At 61.6% G+C, this 19,537-nt stretch carries 14 protein-coding genes and 1 riboswitch; of the genes, 6 read left to right on the top strand and 8 right to left on the bottom strand.

The features are described 5' to 3' along the window. The first annotated feature begins 512 nt into the window (after positions 1 to 512). On the top strand, positions 513 to 1,802 hold the full coding sequence (locus QM609_RS16810) for a plasmid pRiA4b ORF-3 family protein (RefSeq protein ID WP_228232745.1): 1,290 nt from the start codon (positions 513 to 515) through the stop codon (positions 1,800 to 1,802). Between the two features lie 81 nt (positions 1,803 to 1,883). On the opposite strand, the gene QM609_RS16805 is transcribed toward QM609_RS16810, so the two are convergent. Together QM609_RS16805 and QM609_RS16800 are read right to left on the bottom strand one after the other, a co-directional pair. Then, a complete protein-coding gene (locus QM609_RS16805; RefSeq protein WP_003940660.1) occupies positions 1,884 to 2,459 on the bottom strand; it encodes a TerD family protein in 576 nt (191 codons plus the stop codon). Positions 2,460 to 2,572: 113 nt separating this feature from the next. Then, positions 2,573 to 5,755, bottom strand: a complete 3,183-nt coding sequence (locus QM609_RS16800; protein ID WP_050655385.1) for a DEAD/DEAH box helicase — start codon at positions 5,753 to 5,755, stop codon at positions 2,573 to 2,575. A 112-nt stretch (positions 5,756 to 5,867) separates the two neighbouring features. Between QM609_RS16800 and QM609_RS16795 the strand changes: the two genes are divergently transcribed. Then, positions 5,868 to 6,995: an alpha/beta hydrolase gene (locus QM609_RS16795; RefSeq protein WP_031333643.1), complete on the top strand. Its 1,128-nt coding sequence runs from the start codon at positions 5,868 to 5,870 to the stop codon at positions 6,993 to 6,995. 52 nt (positions 6,996 to 7,047) lie between these two features. Here QM609_RS16795 and QM609_RS16790 read toward each other — a convergent pair whose 3' ends face one another. Both QM609_RS16790 and QM609_RS16785 read right to left on the bottom strand, forming a co-directional pair. Beyond that, the gene (locus tag QM609_RS16790; RefSeq protein WP_050655384.1) at positions 7,048 to 7,407 is read right to left on the bottom strand and encodes an excalibur calcium-binding domain-containing protein; all 360 of its coding nucleotides are present in this window, start codon (positions 7,405 to 7,407) and stop codon (positions 7,048 to 7,050) included. A 172-nt stretch (positions 7,408 to 7,579) separates the two neighbouring features. Further along, a complete protein-coding gene (locus tag QM609_RS16785; RefSeq protein ID WP_003940669.1) occupies positions 7,580 to 8,953 on the bottom strand; it encodes a dicarboxylate/amino acid:cation symporter in 1,374 nt (457 codons plus the stop codon). 339 nt (positions 8,954 to 9,292) lie between these two features. Between QM609_RS16785 and QM609_RS16780 the strand changes: the two genes are divergently transcribed. The 3 genes from QM609_RS16780 to QM609_RS16770 all read left to right on the top strand — a co-directional run bounded on the left by QM609_RS16780 (position 9,293) and on the right by QM609_RS16770 (position 13,107). Beyond that, positions 9,293 to 10,198 carry a phosphodiesterase gene (locus QM609_RS16780; RefSeq protein ID WP_050655383.1) on the top strand — a complete coding sequence of 302 codons (906 nt, stop codon included), beginning with the start codon at positions 9,293 to 9,295 and terminating at the stop codon, positions 10,196 to 10,198. Positions 10,199 to 10,276: 78 nt separating this feature from the next. Further along, positions 10,277 to 10,390: riboswitch (SAM riboswitch) on the top strand. Positions 10,391 to 10,477: 87 nt separating this feature from the next. After that, positions 10,478 to 11,719, top strand: a complete 1,242-nt coding sequence (locus QM609_RS16775) for an LLM class flavin-dependent oxidoreductase (RefSeq protein WP_076949073.1) — start codon at positions 10,478 to 10,480, stop codon at positions 11,717 to 11,719. A gap of 20 nt (positions 11,720 to 11,739) precedes the next feature. Further along, a complete protein-coding gene (locus tag QM609_RS16770) occupies positions 11,740 to 13,107 on the top strand; it encodes an NtaA/DmoA family FMN-dependent monooxygenase (RefSeq protein ID WP_283337315.1) in 1,368 nt (455 codons plus the stop codon). A gap of 51 nt (positions 13,108 to 13,158) precedes the next feature. Here QM609_RS16770 and QM609_RS16765 read toward each other — a convergent pair whose 3' ends face one another. Both QM609_RS16765 and QM609_RS16760 read right to left on the bottom strand, forming a co-directional pair. Beyond that, positions 13,159 to 14,652, bottom strand: a complete 1,494-nt coding sequence (locus tag QM609_RS16765; RefSeq protein ID WP_020970156.1) for a stealth family protein — start codon at positions 14,650 to 14,652, stop codon at positions 13,159 to 13,161. Between the two features lie 518 nt (positions 14,653 to 15,170). Next, a complete protein-coding gene (locus QM609_RS16760) occupies positions 15,171 to 15,719 on the bottom strand; it encodes a nuclear transport factor 2 family protein (RefSeq protein WP_228232744.1) in 549 nt (182 codons plus the stop codon). A 111-nt stretch (positions 15,720 to 15,830) separates the two neighbouring features. On the opposite strand from QM609_RS16760, the gene QM609_RS16755 reads away from it, so the two are divergent. Then, positions 15,831 to 16,805 (top strand): TauD/TfdA dioxygenase family protein, encoded by a 975-nt coding sequence (locus QM609_RS16755; RefSeq protein WP_050655389.1) that lies wholly within the window; start codon positions 15,831 to 15,833, stop codon positions 16,803 to 16,805. Here the strand turns inward: QM609_RS16755 and QM609_RS16750 are convergent, their stop codons facing one another. Both QM609_RS16750 and QM609_RS16745 read right to left on the bottom strand, forming a co-directional pair. Then, positions 16,806 to 17,648 (bottom strand): hypothetical protein, encoded by an 843-nt coding sequence (locus QM609_RS16750; RefSeq protein ID WP_050655380.1) that lies wholly within the window; start codon positions 17,646 to 17,648, stop codon positions 16,806 to 16,808. Positions 17,649 to 17,679: 31 nt separating this feature from the next. Further along, positions 17,680 to 19,473 (bottom strand): alanine racemase, encoded by a 1,794-nt coding sequence (locus tag QM609_RS16745; RefSeq protein ID WP_050655379.1) that lies wholly within the window; start codon positions 19,471 to 19,473, stop codon positions 17,680 to 17,682. Between the last annotated feature and the right edge of the window lie 64 nt (positions 19,474 to 19,537).

Below are 19,537 nucleotides of genomic sequence, written 5' to 3'. Positions count from 1 at the left end.
GAGAAGCCCCCCAACCAGTACTGGTTGGGGGGCTTTCTCGTACCCAAAACACCCCACCCCGCCAACACCCGAAAGCACCGCCGCCGGCACCCCCGACTTCGAGCGAACGGTACGTTCGTCGCCTCAGATCGACCCAACGTACCGTTCACACCATCAGGGGCGGGCACGCCGCCGGCACCCCGGCATGGAGTGAACGGCACTCTCACCCTCCTCAACGAGGGGAACGGTACGTTCACTCCATCAGGGCAGGAATTGGGCGAGGACGATGCCGTCGCCGACGCACGTAGCGACTTGTTAGCCAAGGTATAGATTGTGAACCGTCTCATAAGTCCGAAGTACTCTCCGATTTTGTGCCTTCGTCCCTAGCACTTTGGCCTAGGCTGAGTCTCATGGTGGGGTTGAGCAGCTCGAGGGTGTCGCATTTGCGACTCGTTCCGACGGAGCCTGAAGAACTGCAAAGGTTTGTACTAGAAGCTGGCGGAGGGCGTGGGGGCATTCAGATTGCGCGATCGTTGCGTTCGAAGAGACGCGCGGTACCGGCGCAATACGCGATACGTATCAGTGTCGACAATGTTTCCACTCAGATCTGGCGACGAATCCTCGTCGCGTCGGATCTGAATCTGGATGACCTGCATTCGGTGGTTCAACGGGCAATGGGGTGGAGTGACCGTCAATCGCACGCGTGGTCCAAGTCCGGCAGCCGATTTCCCGGCGAGGTCGAAGAGTACGTAGCTTCCGGGAGCAACGCCGAGCAGCGTCGGGCCGGCCGAGCGGCGATCGTAGAGTCCGCGGTACGCCTGGACGAGGTCATGGTCTCGCCTGGCGATGAAATCAGTTATCGCTACGGACGCTTCGGGAACTGGCGCCACACGCTGACACTTGAATCTTCCGAAGTACTGCCCGAAGGGTTCCAAGTTGTGTGTGCCGCGGGTCGCGGTGCTTGTCCGCCGGAGGAATGCGTCGGACCTGACGAGTACGAGCAACTCCTCGGTGTTCTCGCTTCGGAGAAGCTGCGCTCCCATGAATGGACCCTCGAATGGCCACAAACTGATTTCGAGCCGACACGATTCGAGATCGCTGAGGTCAATAATCGACTGCATAGTCCTAGACCGGACGAGATCGCTGCGTCGTACGACATTGCGAAGCTCGTCGAATGCCTGGGACCCTCGCGAGTCCCGGAACTGCATGCGGTCCTCGCCCGAGCAGGCATTGACGATCAGTCGGCAATCGGGGAGTTGGTCCACGTCGAGGCGGGCCAACGCATTCAAGCGGTTCTGGCTCTGATCGGTGTCGAAGGGATCGGTGCCGATGATTTCTTCACGACGGTCGACGCGATGCTCGACGAACCTGAACTGGGACCTGTAAACCTTCCCCAAGGGCGATCACTCTTCGCAGTGCTCAAGAAGTTCGGCCTGGTGCGAAAGCACAAAGGGCAGATTGTTCTGACGAAGCGGGGACAGTCGGCAGAGCGGGACGCGTCAATGACGTGGTCGGTGATCGTCGAGGGAGTTCCGGTTGCGCCCGGCGGCTCGCAGAGAGCGGTGGAACTCCTCGTCCTCCTTGCCGTAGCCGCCGGCATGTCCCCGGCGGATCGTCATCGTTTCGTCGCGGGAGCGCTGGAGTCGATTCGGTCGTCGAGCATCCTGATGGCTGGAGCTCAGACTTCCAGACGTGATACGTCCGGGAGCACCGTAGAGGTGCTCGGATTGATCGGCGCTACGGGGTACGAGCTGGGGAAGTTCGGCAGCAAAGCGGACTCGCCCTGGGCTGTTCACCTCGCGAGGGCGATCTTGCGGCGTTAACTCGCGCGTCGACGCAGACAACCGAAACGGGGTTCGATCCGGCAATGCCGAATCGAACCCCGTTTCGTGTACCGATAGAGATCAGATGTTCACGCCGTAGTCGCGGGCGATTCCGGCGAGTCCGGATGCGTATCCCTGTCCGACTGCACGGAACTTCCATTCGCCATTGTGGCGGTAGAGCTCACCGAAAAGCATGGCTGTCTCGGTGGATGCATCTTCGGAGAGGTCGTAGCGTGCCAGTTCGGAGCCGTTCGACAGATCTACGACGCGGATGTAGGCGTTGGTGACCTGTCCGAAGGACTGGAGTCGCGCATCGGCGTCGTGAATCGAGACGGGGAAGAAGATGTTGGTGACGTTGGGCGGTACAGCCGGGAGGTCGACGTTGATGACCTCGTCGTCGCCGTCACCTTCACCGGTGAGGTTGTCGCCGGTGTGCTCGATGGATCCGTCGGGCGAGCGAAGGTTGTTGTAGAAGACGAAGTGAAGGTCGGAAAGGACCTTGCGTTCCGGGCCGGTGACCAACGCGCTGGCGTCGAGGTCGAAGTCGGCACCACTGGTGCTGCGTGCATCCCAGCCGAGACCGACTGCGACCTTGGTCAGATTGGGTGCGGCCTTCGACAGAGATACGTTGCCGCCCTTGGCAAGTGTGACGCCCATTCAGGTTCCTCTCGTTCGAACGAAGTGGATTTCTTCGTTCGGGAGTTCTGTGTTGTCCGTTCGCGACTCACATTACCGTGAGCGGGTAGGTGCGGTTCGACCGAATAGGCACCTCACTCGAACAGCGCGCGAAGATCCTCGGCGTCGAGTCCGGTGCCCAGTGTGCCTTCGGCGTCCATGACATTCGAGAACAATGCCGACTTCTTGGCTTTGAGCGCCATGACCTTCTCTTCGATGGTGTCTTTGGCAATGAGGCGGTAGACCATGACGTTTCGTGTCTGCCCGATGCGGTGAGTACGGTCGACCGCTTGTGCCTCGGCGGCCGGGTTCCACCAGGGGTCGAGAATGAAGCAGTAGTCGGCCTCGGTGAGATTGAGGCCGAAGCCACCAGCCTTGAGGCTGATCAGGAAGACGGGGACTGCACCAGACTTGAACTCCTCCAACACTTCACCGCGATTGCGCGTCGAACCGTCGAGATAGCTGTACGGAATTCTTCCCTCGTCGAGTCGGTTGCGGACAGAACCGAGGAACCCGGTGAATTGGCTGAAGATCAACGCACGGTGTCCGCCGGCAATGACGTCGTCCAATTGCTCGACGAGAGCCTCGACCTTGGCCGATGGGACGGGTCCGCTTTCCTCGTCGACCAGCGAGACGTCGAGACTGAGTTGGCGTAGCAGCGTCAGCGATTGCAGGATCGTGAATCGGTTCTTGTCGACGTCGTCGAGCAGTCCGAGAATCTTCTGCCGTTCGCGTTGCAGGTGGGTGTCGTAGATCGCGCGATGGCTCGGATGCAACTCGATCTCGAGTACCTGCTCCTGCTTGGGCGGCAAGTCTGCAGCCACCTGTTCCTTGGTGCGCCGCACCATCAGCGGTTTGACGCGTCGTCGCAGTTGCGCCAATCGTTCTGCATTACCGTCTTTTTCGATGGGAGTGCGGTAGACGTCGGTGAAGGTCGTGGGGCTGGGAAACAGTCCTGGTGCAGTGATTGCGAGGAGCGACCACAACTCCATGAGATTGTTTTCCATGGGTGTACCGGTGATCGCGAGTTTGAACGGTGCGTTCACCGCCCTCGCGCACTGGTGGACCTTGGACTTGTGGTTCTTGGCGAATTGGGCTTCGTCGAGCACCAGTCCGGACCAGCGGCCGGCGGAATACGCATCGGTGTCGAGGCGAAAGAGAGCGTACGACGTCACGACGATATCCGCCCCGTCGACGAGTGTTGCCAGGTCGGTTCTTCTGCGCCGCAGAGTATCCGTGATGACAGCGGTGTGGAGGGTCGGTGCGAACTTCGCCACTTCGGACTTCCAGTTGGAGACCACGCTGGTGGGAGCGACGATCAGAAAGGGAGGCGCGGCCGGATTCGATTGCCTTGCAGCGCAGATCATTGCGAGGGTCTGCAGGGTCTTGCCCAGGCCCATGTCGTCGGCGAGTATGCCGCCCAAGTTGTGCAGTCGGAGGAAATTGAGCCAACGGAATCCGTCGACCTGATAGGGGCGTAGCGTTGCCGTCAACGTGTCCGGGACTTCGACGGGATCGATGCCCGAACTGCCGAGCAATCCTGCGATCTGCTTCTTCCAAGCTGCTGCTTGATGTTCGACCCTTCCGAGCGCCGTCAATTCTTCCCACAGTCCGGCCTGAAATTTGCTGATCCCGAGTTTGCCGGTAGGCCGATCGAGTAGCGACCGCGCTTCGGTGATGAGACGGTGCAGGCCGAGTAGTTCAGGTGCGTCGAGCCGAAAGAAGGCGCCGTCCGGTAGCAGTATGTGAGTCTCGCCCTTGCTCAGAGCAGAGAACAGTGTTGTGAACGGAACGCTTTGTCCCGCAACATCGACGGTGATATCGAGGTCGAACCAGTCGGATCCGCTGTCCCCGTCGGGGGCTGATGTGCTGAGGCCGATCACGACAGCGTCGTCTGCAGGCCGGTAGTCGGCGGGGGTTCCTGCAACCGTGAGGTCGATGGCGTCGTGCGCTTCGAGTTGGGGCAGGAGGTCGAGTGTGAACTGCATGGAATCGAGGCCGGTCAAAGTTCCCGCGAGAGTGGCCTTCGCCGCGGCAGCACCGAGGCTCTTGGCAATGGCATCTTCGGCAACGTGGTTGCGGATCTCGGACTCGTCGGTGGTTGTGTCCGCGGTAGAAATGATCAGTTCGTCGGCATCGACTGTGTACTTCCATGCCGATTCGATGTCGATGCGGTGGTTGTCCGCGTAAGTGGCCATCAGTTGTAGCCGAGGACCGGACACAGTCGGTGGGTTGTAAGCACCGTCGGAAGATATGACGGGAGCGAGGTTTCCGAGTTTGAACACGAACCGCGACGTGAATGCATCCCGATGCTCGGCGGGTATGTCGACCGATTTTCCGGAGTCGATCAACTGCCTCAATTGGTGAGTTATCGGCGTGTGCAGTGGTGCGAGAGTGATCGCGTTGGCGGCGTCGAGCGCGAAGACGCCATGTGCCGGCGTGCCGACCAGTCCCCAGTCGGAATGAGTCACGATGTGCCCATCGGTCTGAATTCGGGGAGTGAGACGGAGGTTGTTGTTTTCCGCTCCGTGGACGTCGAGGCAGATGTTGGCGTCGTAGAGTAGGGAGATGTTGCTGAGGCCGGCTTTCGAGTGAACGAGTGAAACGCCGACGCTGATGGCCTCACGAAGAAGCGACCAGAGTTGCGGGCTCGCGAACCCGGCAAGATCGATTTCCGCGGCATTTTGATTTCGGTAGTAGTTGCCGGCGCTGTGGAGGAGATGTATGTCGCGTAGAACCCGGAGGTGATCTGCGGGGAACTGAAAAGTGCTTCCGAGTTTGTTCCAGGCGAGCCCGCCGGAGATCCACCCTCTCGCTCCTGGTTGTACGGGTTTGATGATGAGCCTTGTCGATGCGCCCTTGGTTCGGGTGGTGAATTGAATGCCAAGTCCACGTGTAGTGCGGCCGGCCAGGTCTGGTCGGAGCAACTCCTCGAGCGAGCTGTCCCATCCGAGGTGTTGTGGAGTCTTGTTCGCCTCCGCAACCGCTGCGAGCACCAACGCGACTACGTGCTTGCAGTTCATCCGCACGGGACACGTGCAGAGGCCACGCGTGAACGTTGCTGTACCGGCCGCGCTGCGACTTACCGAAATCGTGCAGGTGTACGGCTCTCGCGCAGTTCCCGATACAGCGCCGGTCAAGATGTCAGCGGTGTCGTTCCATCCGATGGATTCGACTGCATTCTCCCCCAGGTAGACAAGTCCGCGTTCGTAGGTGGTTGTGCCCACGACAGCGCGAATTCGGTCGAGGTCGAGGGCCCTGACTGAATCCGGTTGCACGGGGGCCAGCCTAGTAGCGGCGACCGACAGATCTTGTCGTGGTCGTTTGTCCAAGAAAGTCCGAACTGCACGGTATGTTCACGGAAACATCTTTGACTGGTTTGGGAGTTTCATGAGGACTGAGCGGCGTGCGTGGATTCGATCTGCGCGCACAGGTGCGGTGTGTTTGGCCGTCTGTGCACTTTCTTTGCAATTGGGCGGACTGTCGACGGCAGCGCCGAGTTCCGGAAGCTCGGGTAGTTCGGGAAGCTCGGGAAGTCTGGGCAGCGTCGAGGGAAGCGTGAGCTCGGGGTCGACGATCCCGGGACCACTTCAGGAGGATCCGGGCCCCAAACCGGACCTGCGCGACGACATCGTCGTCCCGGCCATCGTCGGCGAGAAGGTGACCGCACCACAGGCGATCAGGCTGACGGTGGCGTCGCCCGCACTTCGACGCGAGGTCGGCGTCGAGATCTTGCTACCCGCGGACAATTCGGTTCCGCGCCCGGCGCTGTACATGCTCGAGGGCGTCGACGCCGGAGAGAAGAGCAGCGGATGGATGACGATCGGCGGCGCCCCGGCGTTCTTCGCCGACAAGAACGTCAACGTCGTGATGCTTAATGGCGGAATCGCGAGCCTGTACTCGGACTGGGAGAATCCGGATCCGCGGCTGGGACTGCACAAGTGGGAAACCTTCATCACCGAGGAGTTGCCACCGCTGATCGACGCGCGACTCGAGACCAACGGAATCAACGCGATTGCCGGCAATTCCATGGGCGCGATGGGTGCAATGATGCTCGCCCAACGCTTTCCGGACATGTATCGCGGCGTTGCCGTGTTCAGCGGCTGTTATTCCACGATGGATCCGCTCGGCCGAACTGCCGTCCAGGCCACGATTTCTTCTCGAAGCGGAGATCCGGCCAACATCTGGGGTGTGCCAGGGGGCCCGGAGTGGGAGGCACACGATTCGTTGATCAACGCAGAGAAGTTGCGTGGCAAGGAAATCTACGTGTCGACGGCCAATGGTCGTCCCGGGTCCGACGAGACTCTGCAGACTCCTGAACTGCTCGAGCGTCTGGTGATCGGCGGCGGCATCGAGGTTGCCGCCCACGCCTGCACCAAGATGTTCGACGCTCGGTTGCAGGAGCTGAAGATTCCGGCGCAGGTGGATTACGAGCCGAACGGCACGCACGCGTGGGCGTATTGGCGTGAACGACTGCCGAAGGCGTGGCCGACTCTGTCCCGGGCATTGGGCGTCTGACGGTTCGACAACAGTGCTCGGGTTGTGGATGCACCACAACCCGAGCGTTGGATCACTCGCAGGCGATGCCGTCGTTGTCGCGGTCGAGATGCGGGGCGTATCCGTTCTGGCCCCGGTACAACGGAGCTGCGCCGGCATTACGAACGGCTGTGCAGTTCTGGTAGTACCGCGCTGGTGCGGGAGTGTTCTGCGGCGCCGGCTGGTTCTGGGGCGCTTGCGGAGCGGGCGGCGCCGGCGGTGCGAAGACCGGGGGAAGGAACGGCTGGACTGCGTCGGCAGAGCCAGTCGGAATCATGCGTGCGATCTCGATCGGTAGGAAATCGAAAATCGTGGATGCCTGAGCGGCGGGCGCGGCAACCAGAGTGATTGCGGCGCAACCTGCGACGCTGAATGCCAGACGGCGGAGCTTCATGTGACCTCGTGTTCAACTGGGCAGCCCTTCCACTTCGGAGGGCTGTGCCGGCTGAGCATACTGGTCATAACGACCAAATGGTTTATTTCGGTAAGGGTGAAATCTGGGGTGAAAAGCAGCGTCCCCGCACCGTATTGCTCAGGTGCGGGGAAGCTGCTGTTGTCATCGAGGATTACGCGTCGACAAGTTCCTCGGCGAAGGGATCACCGTTGCGGGGAGCGTCGAAGCGCTCCTTGTCGAGGATTCCCTCACGCTTTGCGACGATGACCGGGACCAGTGCCTGGCCAGTGACGTTGACTGCGGTGCGGCCCATGTCGACGATCGGTTCGACTGCGAGGAGCAGTCCGACGCCGGCCAAGGGAAGACCCAGGGTGGAGAGTGTGAGTGTGAGCATGACTGTCGCACCCGTAGTTCCGGCCGTTGCTGCCGAGCCGATGACCGAAACGACGACGATCAGCAGGTAATCGGTGAAGGTCAGCGGAACGTCGTAGAAGCCGGCGACGAAGATTGCCGCGATCGCGGGATAGATTGCGGCGCAACCGTCCATCTTCGTGGTGGCACCGAGCGGAACGGCGAACGAGGCGTACTCACGCGGAACACCGAGGTTGCGTTCGGTGACGCGTTCGGTCAGCGGCAGGGTGCCGATCGACGAGCGCGAGACGAACCCGAGCTGAGTTGCGGGCCAGACACCGGAGAAGAAGCTTCGAACCGAGAGACCGTGTGCGGCAATCAGGATGGGGTAGACCACGAAGAAGACAATGGCCAGACCGATGTAGATGGCGGCGGTGAAGACGCCCAGCGAGCCGATTGCATCCCAGCCGTAGGTGGCGACAGCGTTGGCGATCAGCGCAGCGGTGCCGATCGGGGCGAGTCGGATGATCCACCACAGGACCTTCTGAACGATCGCGAGAAGCGATGCGTTGAACTCGAGGAACGGAGCAGCCTTGGGACCGATCTTGAGTGCAGCAATGCCGATTGCGCCGGCGATGACGAGCAGTTGCAGGACGTTGAAGCTCAGCGATGTAGTCGCCACGCCTTCGGCGACGGAAGTCTTTGCACCCAACCCCAGGAAGTTGTTCGGAACCAGTCCGGTGATGAACGCCCACCACGAGCCGGAGCTCTTGGGTTCCTTCGCGGCTTCGGCGGCGACGTCGGTCCGTGAACCGGGATCGGTGATCAGGCCGACGATGATGCCGATGATCACAGCGATGAAAGCGGTGATCGCGAACCAGAGCAAGGTCTGCACGGCCAGACGAGCGGCGTTGGCGACCTGGCGCAGGTTGGCGATGGAGCTGACAATGGCGGTGAACACCAGCGGGATCACCGCAACGGTGAGCAGCTTGACGTAACTCGAACCGATGGTCTGCACGGTGCCGACCAACCAGTTGACATTGCCGTCGGCTGCATCAGGCATTGCCCGGGCGACGAGACCGATGATGACGCCGAGTACGAGACCGGCGACGATCTGCGGTCCGAATGCCGTCGCCCAGGACGGAAAACGGGACGTGGACTTTTCCGGCACGCCGGTGGAGGTGGAGCTGGGCATGACTATGCCTTTCGAAAATCAAGGGAGCGAAACGCAGCGCGGCGCCAGAGGCCGGGCAGATTCGAAGAAATGTTTCCTGGTACGCGTCAGGTCAGAGCGAGCGCGTACACATTGCGCTCGCCTGCAGGCGAAGGTCGACGTAACGCCGACTGGTCAGGAACAACACTGTCCACACACTACTCGCAGCTTCAACTACTCGATCCCGAGGGTCGCCGCGGGAGTTCGCTTCGTGTTCGTCGGGCGTGCCCCGATCAGTCACTGTTGGTCGGTTGACTAGTCTCGACGATCAGTAGGTGCCGCACCGGCGCCTACGCGTCGGCAAGCGGAAGCGAGAGACCGATGAGCGTTCGGAATGCCGAGTACCCGCGTCCGAAGCATTTCCTGGTGCACCTCAGTGACACGCATCTGGTGGCTCAGGGGGAGTTGTACGACGCCGTGGATGCGTCGACGAGATTGCGGGAAGTTCTCAGCGGGATCGTGGCCTCGGGCGCACGCCCGGATGCACTGATATTCACCGGCGACCTGACCGACCAGGGACACCCCGACGCATACGCGGAACTGAAAGCCATCGTGGAACCCGTGGCGGCCGAGATCGATGCGCAGGTCGTCTGGGCGATGGGCAACCACGACGACCGCCCTACGTTCAGATCTCTGCTGTTGGGCGAGGACGCCACCGATCATCCCGTCGACAACGTCTACGACCTTGACGGACTGCGGGTGATCACCCTGGATTCGTCGGTTCCCGGTCATCACTACGGTGAGATCACGGATGGCCAATTGGATTGGCTACGCGCAGAATTGGCGGTACCGGCGCCCGACGGAACAATTCTGGCGCTGCATCATCCGCCGGTTCCGTGCATTCAGGATCTCGCGGTTCTGGTGGAGTTGCGCGATCAGTCCCGGTTGGCAGACGTCTTGCGTGGCAGCGACGTCCGGGCGATTCTTGCCGGGCACCTGCACTATTCGACGACGGCGACGTTCGCCGGCATTCCGGTTTCCGTGGCGTCGTCGACGTGTTACACCCAGGACTTGAACGTGGAGGTCGGTGGGCAGCGGGGTCGCGACGGGGCTCAGGGGTGCAACCTGGTGCACGTGTACGACGAGACAATTGTTCATTCGGTCGTTCCACTCGGCGCGCACGTGACGGTCGGTGAGCCCGTCGACTCGGCCGAGGGCGCCCGGAGGCTCAGCGCTGCCGGTATTCGAATCCTCGAGAGCGAAAAGGCGGGACGCTCGATCGTCTGAGGTGACAGGCGGTTTCCGGCACCTCCGCGCAGTTCTGGGCGATTGCCGGGCGGTCGCGTACTCACTACCGTCGAGGTAGGTGCAGAGCTCCAGCAACAAGGACCGGCTAGCTGGACGGCAACCCTTCATGCCGATGGGGTGCCCCGGAATCACACCTGGCGATACGCGCGGTGCGTATCGCAAGCGGCAGTCGCCACGAGAACCGTCAGTCGGGTGCTGACGGTTTCTGCGGTCGGCACTGTGCGCTCCCGAGTAGTTCTCGAACAGGAGTATGCGCCGATGACCTCGACCCCTTCTTCTCATCTTGCTCCGCTGCATCTCGCCGTAGCGCTGGACGGTGCCGGTTGGCACCCTGCAGCCTGGCGAGAGCCGCACTCGCGCCCGAGTGAGCTGTTCAGCGCGTCGTATTGGACTGACGTGGTGACGACCGCCGAGCGTGGTCTGCTCGATTTCGTCACCATCGAGGACAGTCTCTCGGTGCCGGCCAACCCACTCGAGCCTGTCGACGACGCGGTTGACCGGGTGCGCGCTCGGCTCGACGCACATCTCGTGGCCGCCCGACTGGCACCGATCACGAGCAACATCGGGTTGATCCCGACCATCACCACCATTCACACCGAACCGTTCCACGTGTCCAAAGCCGTTGCCACGCTGGACTACACCTCGCGCGGTCGCGCCGGGTGGCAGGTGAAGGTGTCGGCGTCGGAATCCGAGGCAGCACAGTTCGGGCGCCGCGACATCCCAGCGCTCTCCGATGCCGACCGTCAGTCGATCGTTTCAGGCGTCCTCCCGGACTTCGTGCACGCGCTGTTCGACGAAGCTGCGGAGGCAGCCGACGTCGTCCGGAGACTCTGGGACAGTTGGGAGGACGACGCCGAGATCCGTGATGTGGAGCAGCGCCGATTCATCGACCGGGACAAGCTGCACTACATCGACTTCGAGGGAAAGTACCTCTCGGTCCGTGGACCGTCGGTGACTCCGCGCCCGCCGCAGGGGCATCCCGTCGTCACCGCATTGGCTCATCAGCGGGTCGCGTACGAGCTGGCGGCGCGGACGGCCGATCTGGTGTTCGTGACGCCGTTCGACGACGAGCAGGTCACGGCAATCCTGGGTGAAGTGCGAGTAGCCGAAGAACACGTGCAGCGCACCGGCGAACCGCTTCGGGTCTTCACCGACATCGTCGTATTCTTCGATGCTCCGGAAGAAACCGGAAAGGAACGGCTCGCTCGCCTCGACGCGCAGGCCGGCGCCGAATACCGTTCGGACGCGCTGACCTTCACCGGCACCGCGGCTGAGTTGGCAGATCTTCTGCTCCGGTGGCAGCAGTTGGGAATCGACGGCTTCCGGTTGCGGCCGGGCGTCGTCGTGGACGACCTCGACGCGATCGCAGGTGAGCTGGTACCTGAATTGCAGCGACGCAGCGTATTCCGCACCGAGTATCCGCAGACGAATCTTCGCGGACTGCTTGGCCTACCCATCGACGTTCCCAACCGCTACGCCGCCGGTACTCCGGCCGCCTGACAGACGAGGAATACATTTTCATGAGTTCTCAGAAGCGTAAGCAGGTCATCCTGGGTGCCTACCTCGGCGGCGTCAACCATCACACTGCATGGTGGGATCCGCAGGCGGGCAGCCAGATCGAGTTCGATTCCTTCGAACACACCGCTCGAACCGCCGAGCGTGGGAAGTTCGACTTCTTCTTCCTCGCCGAAGGCCTCGCCCTTCGTGAGCGTGCGGGACAGATTTTCGATCAGGACATCATCGGTAGGCCGGACACCTTCACCGTGCTCGCATCGTTGGCAGCAGTGACCGAACACCTCGGTTTGGCAGGCACCATCAACGCCACGTTTAACGAGCCTTACGAGCTGGCAAGACAATTTGCGACGCTCGATCAGTTGTCCGGAGGACGTGCCGCCTGGAACGTCGTCACCTCGTTCGACGCATTCACCGGCCAGAACTTTCGTCGCGGCGGATACCTGGATCGTGCGCAACGATACGAGCGTGCGGAGGAGACCGTAGCGCTGGTGCGTCAACTCTGGGATTCGTGGCGCAATGACGACATCGTGGCCGACAAGGCATCAGGGCGCTTTCTCGCGCGACCGGATGCCGGTGAATTTGCTTTCCATGGATCACATTTCGACGTGAACGGCCGATTCACGGTGCCGCGCAGTCCGCAAGGGCGCCCGGTTATTCTGCAGGCCGGGGTGTCGCCGCAGGGGCGCGATTTTGCTGCTGGCAATTCCGACGCGATCTTCTCACCGTACGGTCAGTTGCCCGAGGCGGCCGATTTCTATCGCGATATCAAAGCACGTGCCGTCGCGGCCGGACGTGACCCGGGTGACATCAAGATCCTGCCGTCGGCGAGTTTTGTTCTCGGCACCTCGGAGGCAGATGCGATCGAGAAATACCGAGAGATTCGCGACCAGCAGGTCACCGGCCAGACCGCTTTGGTTCTGCTCGAACAGATCTGGAATCTCGATCTGTCGAAGTACGACCCCGAAGGACCACTACCCGACATCGCTCCGGACCCCGAAGCTCCGCCGATCATCCAGGGGCGCGCCTTCATTCACCAGGATCGTTTCGCGACCGTGGCAAAACTGCGCACGGTCGCCGAGAGCAAGAAGTTGAATCTGCGCGAAGTGGTGATCGATCAGTTCGAGCGTGGACCGATCGTGGGTACACCGCAGCAGGTTGCCGAGAAAATAGATTCGTTTGTCAGCAACGACGGTTCGGACGGATTCATCCTCGGGTCGCACCTCGTGCCGACCGGCCTCGACGAGTTCGTCGACGACGTGGTGCCGCTGTTGCAGGATCGAGGTGTCCTCCGCAGTGACTACGAAGGAACGACGTTGCGTGACAATCTCGGACTGCCCATTCCGGTGCAGCGGGAGCACGTGACAGCACGCTGATCGACCGAAGTGGCGAGGGCCCAGCCGAAATCGGCTGGGCCCTCGTTTCGTCTAGGCTTCCCAGGGAGCAGGGATGGGGTAGTAGCTCTCCAGAAACTCCGTGATCTTGCGTGTGCGAAGTTCCAGATCTATCTCCGGAGCGCTGCCGTCGTTGAGGCAGAAGAAGTCCATGGAGCGCTTGGCGAGCAGTGAGTCCATGTCGCGCAAACCGGCCTTGACCGTCGTGTCGACGTATTTGACGGCTGCCGACTTCTGCACCACCGACCGTCCACTCATGAGCGTGTAGTAGTGGTACAGCGAATTGGTCACCGAGATATTGGAACTCGCGCGAAAGGTGCTTGCTGCAGTGGCCGCGAAGTCTTCGGCGAACTCGCGTTCCATCTCGGCCATCACGCTCTTGCGTAGTGGCGTCGCTGCGTGCTCCAGATGTCTGGTGGTCATCAGACCGAAGCGGTCCTGTAGCAGACGGCGGTTGACGCGGGCCGCATTCTCGAACCCGCTGCGGTCGTTGTCGTTGTGTCCCAATCCGATTCTGGTGTCGGCCTCGATGAACATGCTGATCCCGCCGGGGGAGAAGAACATGTCAGGGCCGACGGGGCGACCGAAGAACATGTCGTCGTTGGAGTAGAGGAAATGTTCCGCCAGACCCGGAATATGGTGCAGCTGGCACTCGACAGCTTGAGAATTATGGGTGGGCAACACACTTGGATCGGCGAAGAACTTTTCGCTGGGCATGAACGTGACTCGCGGATCGTCCGCAAGCCAGTCCGGACGATCGGAATCGGTTGCGACGAAGATCCGTCGGATCCACGGCGCGTACATGTGGATGGACCGTAGCGCGTACTTGAGCTCGTCGATCTGACGGAAACGCGCCTCTGATTCGTCCCCCTCGCCGACGATGTAGTTCTGCATCCGCTTGGCGCGCTGAGCCTGAAACTCTTTGGAAGAGCCGTCGACCCAGGAAAAGACAAGATCGATATCGAAGCTGATATCGGAGGCATGATCGGCGAACATGTTCTCGATGGTCGGCCAGATCCGGCCGAATCGCTCGACGGTTCCTCGGACCGCTTCTTCGGGGAGGACGGTTCGTCGTGTCAGTGAGTTCTCGACGGGTAGGACGATTTCTTCGTCGGAAATCGACCACAATTCGATTTGAACGCCGATGTTCGCGCCGTAGTTCATACCGCTTGCGACGTGAACCCTCGGACGGAACAAGCGGAAGATCCGTGACTTGTTGGTTTTCGACAGGGCACCGTCCGCGACAAGGAGCGCTGGGCTCTTCTTCGCGTCGACGGTTTTGGAATAGAAGGGTGCGTTTGCGCATCCCTCGACAAGTGCCTGCCGCAGGTTTTTGCGCTCGGTCCAGCTCACCGCGATCACGGGGCGCTCGTCGTTTCCGCGGACGAGTAGATACTCGATTCCTGCGGCGTCGAGGATGTCGCGGATGAAGAGGAGATCTTCGACCATCGCCTCGAGCGGCGTGGTGGTCGTGATCGCGAGGGCAAAACGATTCTTGAATCGGACGGTCTCGGGTAGCTCGCCCATCCGTGCGCGTGACGCGGCCGACGCCGGCTCCACAGGATTGGGGCTGTCCTGCTCCGGGGGTACGAAGTAGATGTCGTGCGGAGCGGGAGATTCTGTAATGGGATGCCTTCCGATTCTGATCCAGCTGTGTATCTGTCGCCCCCGACGCTGCGAGAGCGTGGTGGCGACGAGCTCAGTCTATGCCGTCGGCGCCGAAAGTCGGACATGAGTGACGGGGATGGGTAGCGCGGGGCGAGTCGGGTACCCCGAGGACCGAAGCGAGAGTGAAGGAGGAGAACCGATGCGTGTGAAAGCGATGGTCGGAACAGGCGCGGTGGCGGTTGCGCTGGCCGCCGGCCCAGTTGCGACAGCGTCTGCGGAGCCGAACCGAGGCAGCGGGGTCGGAGGGTTCACCAGAGATGCTGACCTGCGAGGTGGTCTTCGATGCACTCGAAGACATGAGCCCGGAATGGACGGAAGAGGGGATCGATCAGGTCGAAGACTGGTGTGAGGCGATCACCGGCGAAGAAGACTGACCGTCAGCCGCGCGAGATCACTCGTCGCGACAGTCGCCACCGCCCGTCTTCGAGTTCGAACTCGTCCGCGTAGCTCCCGACGCCGCTGAGTTCGGGCGACGTGGCTGTGTCGACGTAGAACGTCCACACCGCATCCGCGCGGGCTGTCGTTTCCGAGGTCACGTCCACGGCGATCGCCGTGGTGACGTGGCGTGTGAATGTGCCCGGGCCTTGTATGCCGGCGGCTCGACGCTCGACTACTCCAGCAGCAATTTCTTCGCGGCCACGTCGTACCTGTGCGGGGATACCGCGATCGGGGTTGGCCGGCATGTTCCATTCGGCCTCGCGGGTGAACTGCTCCACGTAATCCTCGACCGAGCCGGTATCGGCAAGATGCGCGATGCGAGCGAGCGTTGAACGAATCTGTTCGGCAGGGCCCTCGGGTTGCATGCTGTCCTCCGTAGACGTGGGTGCGGCAGATCGCACGCTACAGCTCATGACGACAACGACGACGGCCTCGTCCCAGTGAGCGGCAATATTCTCCGGCGAGGGAGCGGTGAACTTTGAGATCACCTCGAGTTCAACCGTATTCGAGCCCGCAGCGTAAATGATTGAGTGTTCACAGTAGGCAGCGCCATGACGACTGCCGCGCCCGTAGGCTTGACCGACTCACAGGAGATCGCCATGTCCGTCACCGAACTCGAACGTGTCACCCAGACCCCGGAGCAGATCTACGCTGCCGGCGGAATCACCGTCCACAAAGTAGGCGAGCTGATCGGCGCCCGCATCGACGGCGTCCATCTCTCCGGCGACTTGTCCGAAGAGACCGCCTACGCGATCAACTATGCGCTGGCAGCGCACAAGGTTGTGTTCTTCCGTGGGCAGCGGCATCTCGACGACACGTCGCAGTACGAATTCGCCGGAACCCTCGGCACCCAGACCACCCCGCATCCGACGGTGAAGTCCAGGGGCGACAAGCTGTTGGTGCTCGACCGTGCCGCCAACAGCTGGCACACGGACGTGACGTTTGTCGACCGCATTCCGAAAGCCTCGATTCTGCGAGCGACGACCATTCCCGAGTACGGCGGAGCGACCACGTGGGCGTCGACCACCGCTGCGTACGACCAACTGCCGCCTTCGCTCAAAGTCTTGGTCGAGAATTTGCGGGCCGTTCACACCAATGCCTACGACTATGCCGAGGTTGTCGATCAGGCGAATCCGGTGGACGCGCAGCGCCAGGCCTACTACGCCGAATTCACCCGTGAGATCTACGAGACCGAACACCCGGTGGTGCGTATCCATCCGGCGACGGGGGAGAAGACCCTCCTGCTCGGTCACTTCTTCAAGGAGTTCGTCGGGCTCAAGCCGTCAGAGTCGGTCGCTCTTTACCAGATCCTGCAGGCACGAATCATCAAGTTGGAAAACACTGTTCGATGGAACTGGTCGGCCGGCGACCTGGCGATCTGGGACAACCAGGCGACTCAGCATTACGGTATCGCCGACTACGGGACTCAGGCCCGCAGTGTGCACCGTGTGACATTGGCCGGCGACGTCCCCGTCGACGTCCACGGCGAGCAGAGTCGAATCCTCCAGGGTGACGCCGCGGAGTATTCGATCATCGCGGACATCGATCGGCTTCCCGGCTTTGTCGCGAACTGATCAGTCGTGCTGCGGGTGATCCGGCGGGAACATCTGTCCCCATGAGTGATTGCATGCTCGGCACGTCCATTCCGGGGTGTCCGGTCCCACGACGCAGCCTGTTCCGGCGAGCCACGGTAGGTGATCGAATGGATGGACCGGCATCCCCGGGGAACACTGAGCGGTTCTGTGTGCACCGCAGAGTGGGCACGACGGATTCTTCGACAGCATGTAGTCGATGAAGTTGGTGTGCCCGGACGTGGCCATCCTTCCGGTGCACTTGCGGCACAGGACGGCTGGGTAGTCGTCACCAGGTTCAGCCTGCCTGAAGATCCGTGATGCGGAATGAAAGTGAAGGCGATCGCCGCTGTTGAACATTCGCAACGGCAGCGGTGAGCGGCAACCTGTGCAGTTTCCCCGCTCGTTCATCAACATTCGGGCGTGGGCAGCTGTGGACGTCGGATCCAGCGTGTCGATGTCGCCGAAGTAGTGCGCATAGTGTGACTGGCCGGCCGTGAGAATCCGGTCGGCCAGTGCGTCGTCGACCGGCCCCGGGTCCGTGGGAAACGTGATGGACCATCGTTGTTCGAGTTCGGGAACGGTGGGCAAACCGTGGAGTTCGTACGGGCGTTCATCGACTTCAATCGGCGACGTGCCGTCGAACGGCGCAGCCACGGTCTCGATGCAGAGCAGCGTGCGAGGAGTGGTGTCGAGAACAGTGATCAACAGGTCGCCGATGGCCATCTTTCCGCGCATGATCCAGGGATCGACACGGGCACGGGGTTCGAGAAACGCGACCACGGCATCGAGCCACGGCGTGCCGAGTGCGATGAATACGTGCTGACCGGAGCTCCGCGTGATCATCGAACGATTCTCGCAAGGGCTGCCGACAACGTCAGGCTTTGACCACCTTGCGCCCGAGCAGCGATGCAACCAGTCCGTCGACGAAGGTCGCCTGACGGCCGAGAGGATCGGAATCCGCTCCCGCAACGCTGCCGATCGAAATCGATCTCGTCAGGCCGGTCTCGCTGATGAATTCGGCGGCGAGGTGCGCTTCTCGGAATGTGAGGCCGCCCAGATGTGTCGTGTCGTCGACGCCGAGAACACGCCCGTCGATGATGTCCAGGTCGAAGTGGACGTGGACGCCGTTCACACCCTGTCCCGCCGCAGCGAGAACGCGAGGCATCAAGGCCGCCATGCCATGGCGATCGATCTCGTCGATCGTCACCAGCAATACCCCGTACTCGTCGAGTGCGCGCTTGTGATCGACCGTGGCGTTCTTGACGCCCACCAAGACGGTGTTCTCCAAACTGGGGCCGTGCAGATCCGCCGCCGACGACAGCAGTTGTTCGATATCGCCGTGGGAGGCGAAAATGATTGCACCCAAATCGGTTCCGGGTTCGGTGGCAATCGGAATTCTGGTGTTCTGCCAGGCCTCGGTAGTGAGCCACAGCGGCAGCGTTGTGAGATCCGCGGCGGCGTTCTCGGCTTGAATGCAGTTGAAACCGATTCCGGACATGTCCTCGCGTAGACCGTGATCGAGGAGATGGCTTGCCAGGCCGGTAGTTTCGAGGTCGATCAATTCGACGGTCGCATTGGCATCGATCGGTTCGGTGCCCAGAACGTAGCGCTTTTCGACGTAGGGCGATGTCATTGCCATCAAGAGCGCGCCGTAGTCGATCGTGAAGTCGACCGTGCCACCCAGTCGGTATTCGTCACCTGTTTCTCCGGCGTCGACGAGGAGGTGATCGCTGCTGGCGCTGATCACTTTCAGGCGCGGATCGATCGGGGTCAAGCCTTCCGGCGAGATGTCTTCGCGGCCGATGGACAAGATCAGGCGTCGGCTCGGCTTGTCCTCGTTGTCGAAGACGGGGCGTCGGCCGAATGCGTCTTCCCCTGAGACTCCATACGGCCGCGACGGCTTGATCTTGGCCTCGATGATGTCCGCGGTGAGAGTGAAGGCGTCGTTGTTCAGCAGTTCGTACAGTCCTGGGGGAGTCGGTGATTCGGCCAGAACGATGCTGGCACCCAAACGCAGATGGTTGATCCCCTCGGGCATCGTTCCGGTCTCGAGGAGTGGCAGAGAGAACGTATTGCCGCCGGAAACGATCGGCAGTTCGATCGAGAACCGCTTCGTGAATTCGTCGGCTAGGTAGACCAGATTCGACAGGTTGTCGACGGTTGGCTGGATGCCGCCGACGCACGCGAGATTCGCGCCGATTCCGATCAGTCTGATGCCCTCGATGGGAAGGATTTCGGCGACTACATCCAACGCCTCCGCCGGCAGGATCCCTTCGCGGAGGTCTCCGAGGTCGATCATCAGCACGATGTCGTGGATTACTCCTCGCGCCCGTGCTGCTCTGCCCAGAGCAACAATCGTCGTCAACTCCGAGTTGAGGCTGATGTCCGCGTAGCGGATCGTGTCGTCGATCTCGTTCAACGACGGTGCGCGGATCAGCATCAGGGGAACGGTGATGCCGTCGCGGCGGATGCGGGCCAGGTTGTCCAGGCGGGAGTCGGCGATCTGTGCGACGCCGCCGCGGACCATTGCTCGCGCCACCTTGGGGGAGCCACATGTAGATTTGCTGACGCCCGCCACCGCAATACCCTTGGCATTGGACGCTTCGACGAGGACGCGCGCATTCTGTTCGATACGACGCAGGTCGACGGTGATGGTCGGTCCGGTCATGATCTCCCCGTTTTCTCCGAAGGCGGTTCACGATCCGGGCATTTCAGACCGGACGGTTGGCGTG

The organism is Rhodococcus sp. IEGM 1302 (genome assembly GCF_030056935.1).
Taxonomy (GTDB): domain Bacteria; phylum Actinomycetota; class Actinomycetes; order Mycobacteriales; family Mycobacteriaceae; genus Rhodococcus_F; species Rhodococcus_F qingshengii.
This window is presented reverse-complemented; position numbering and strand designations above follow the sequence as displayed.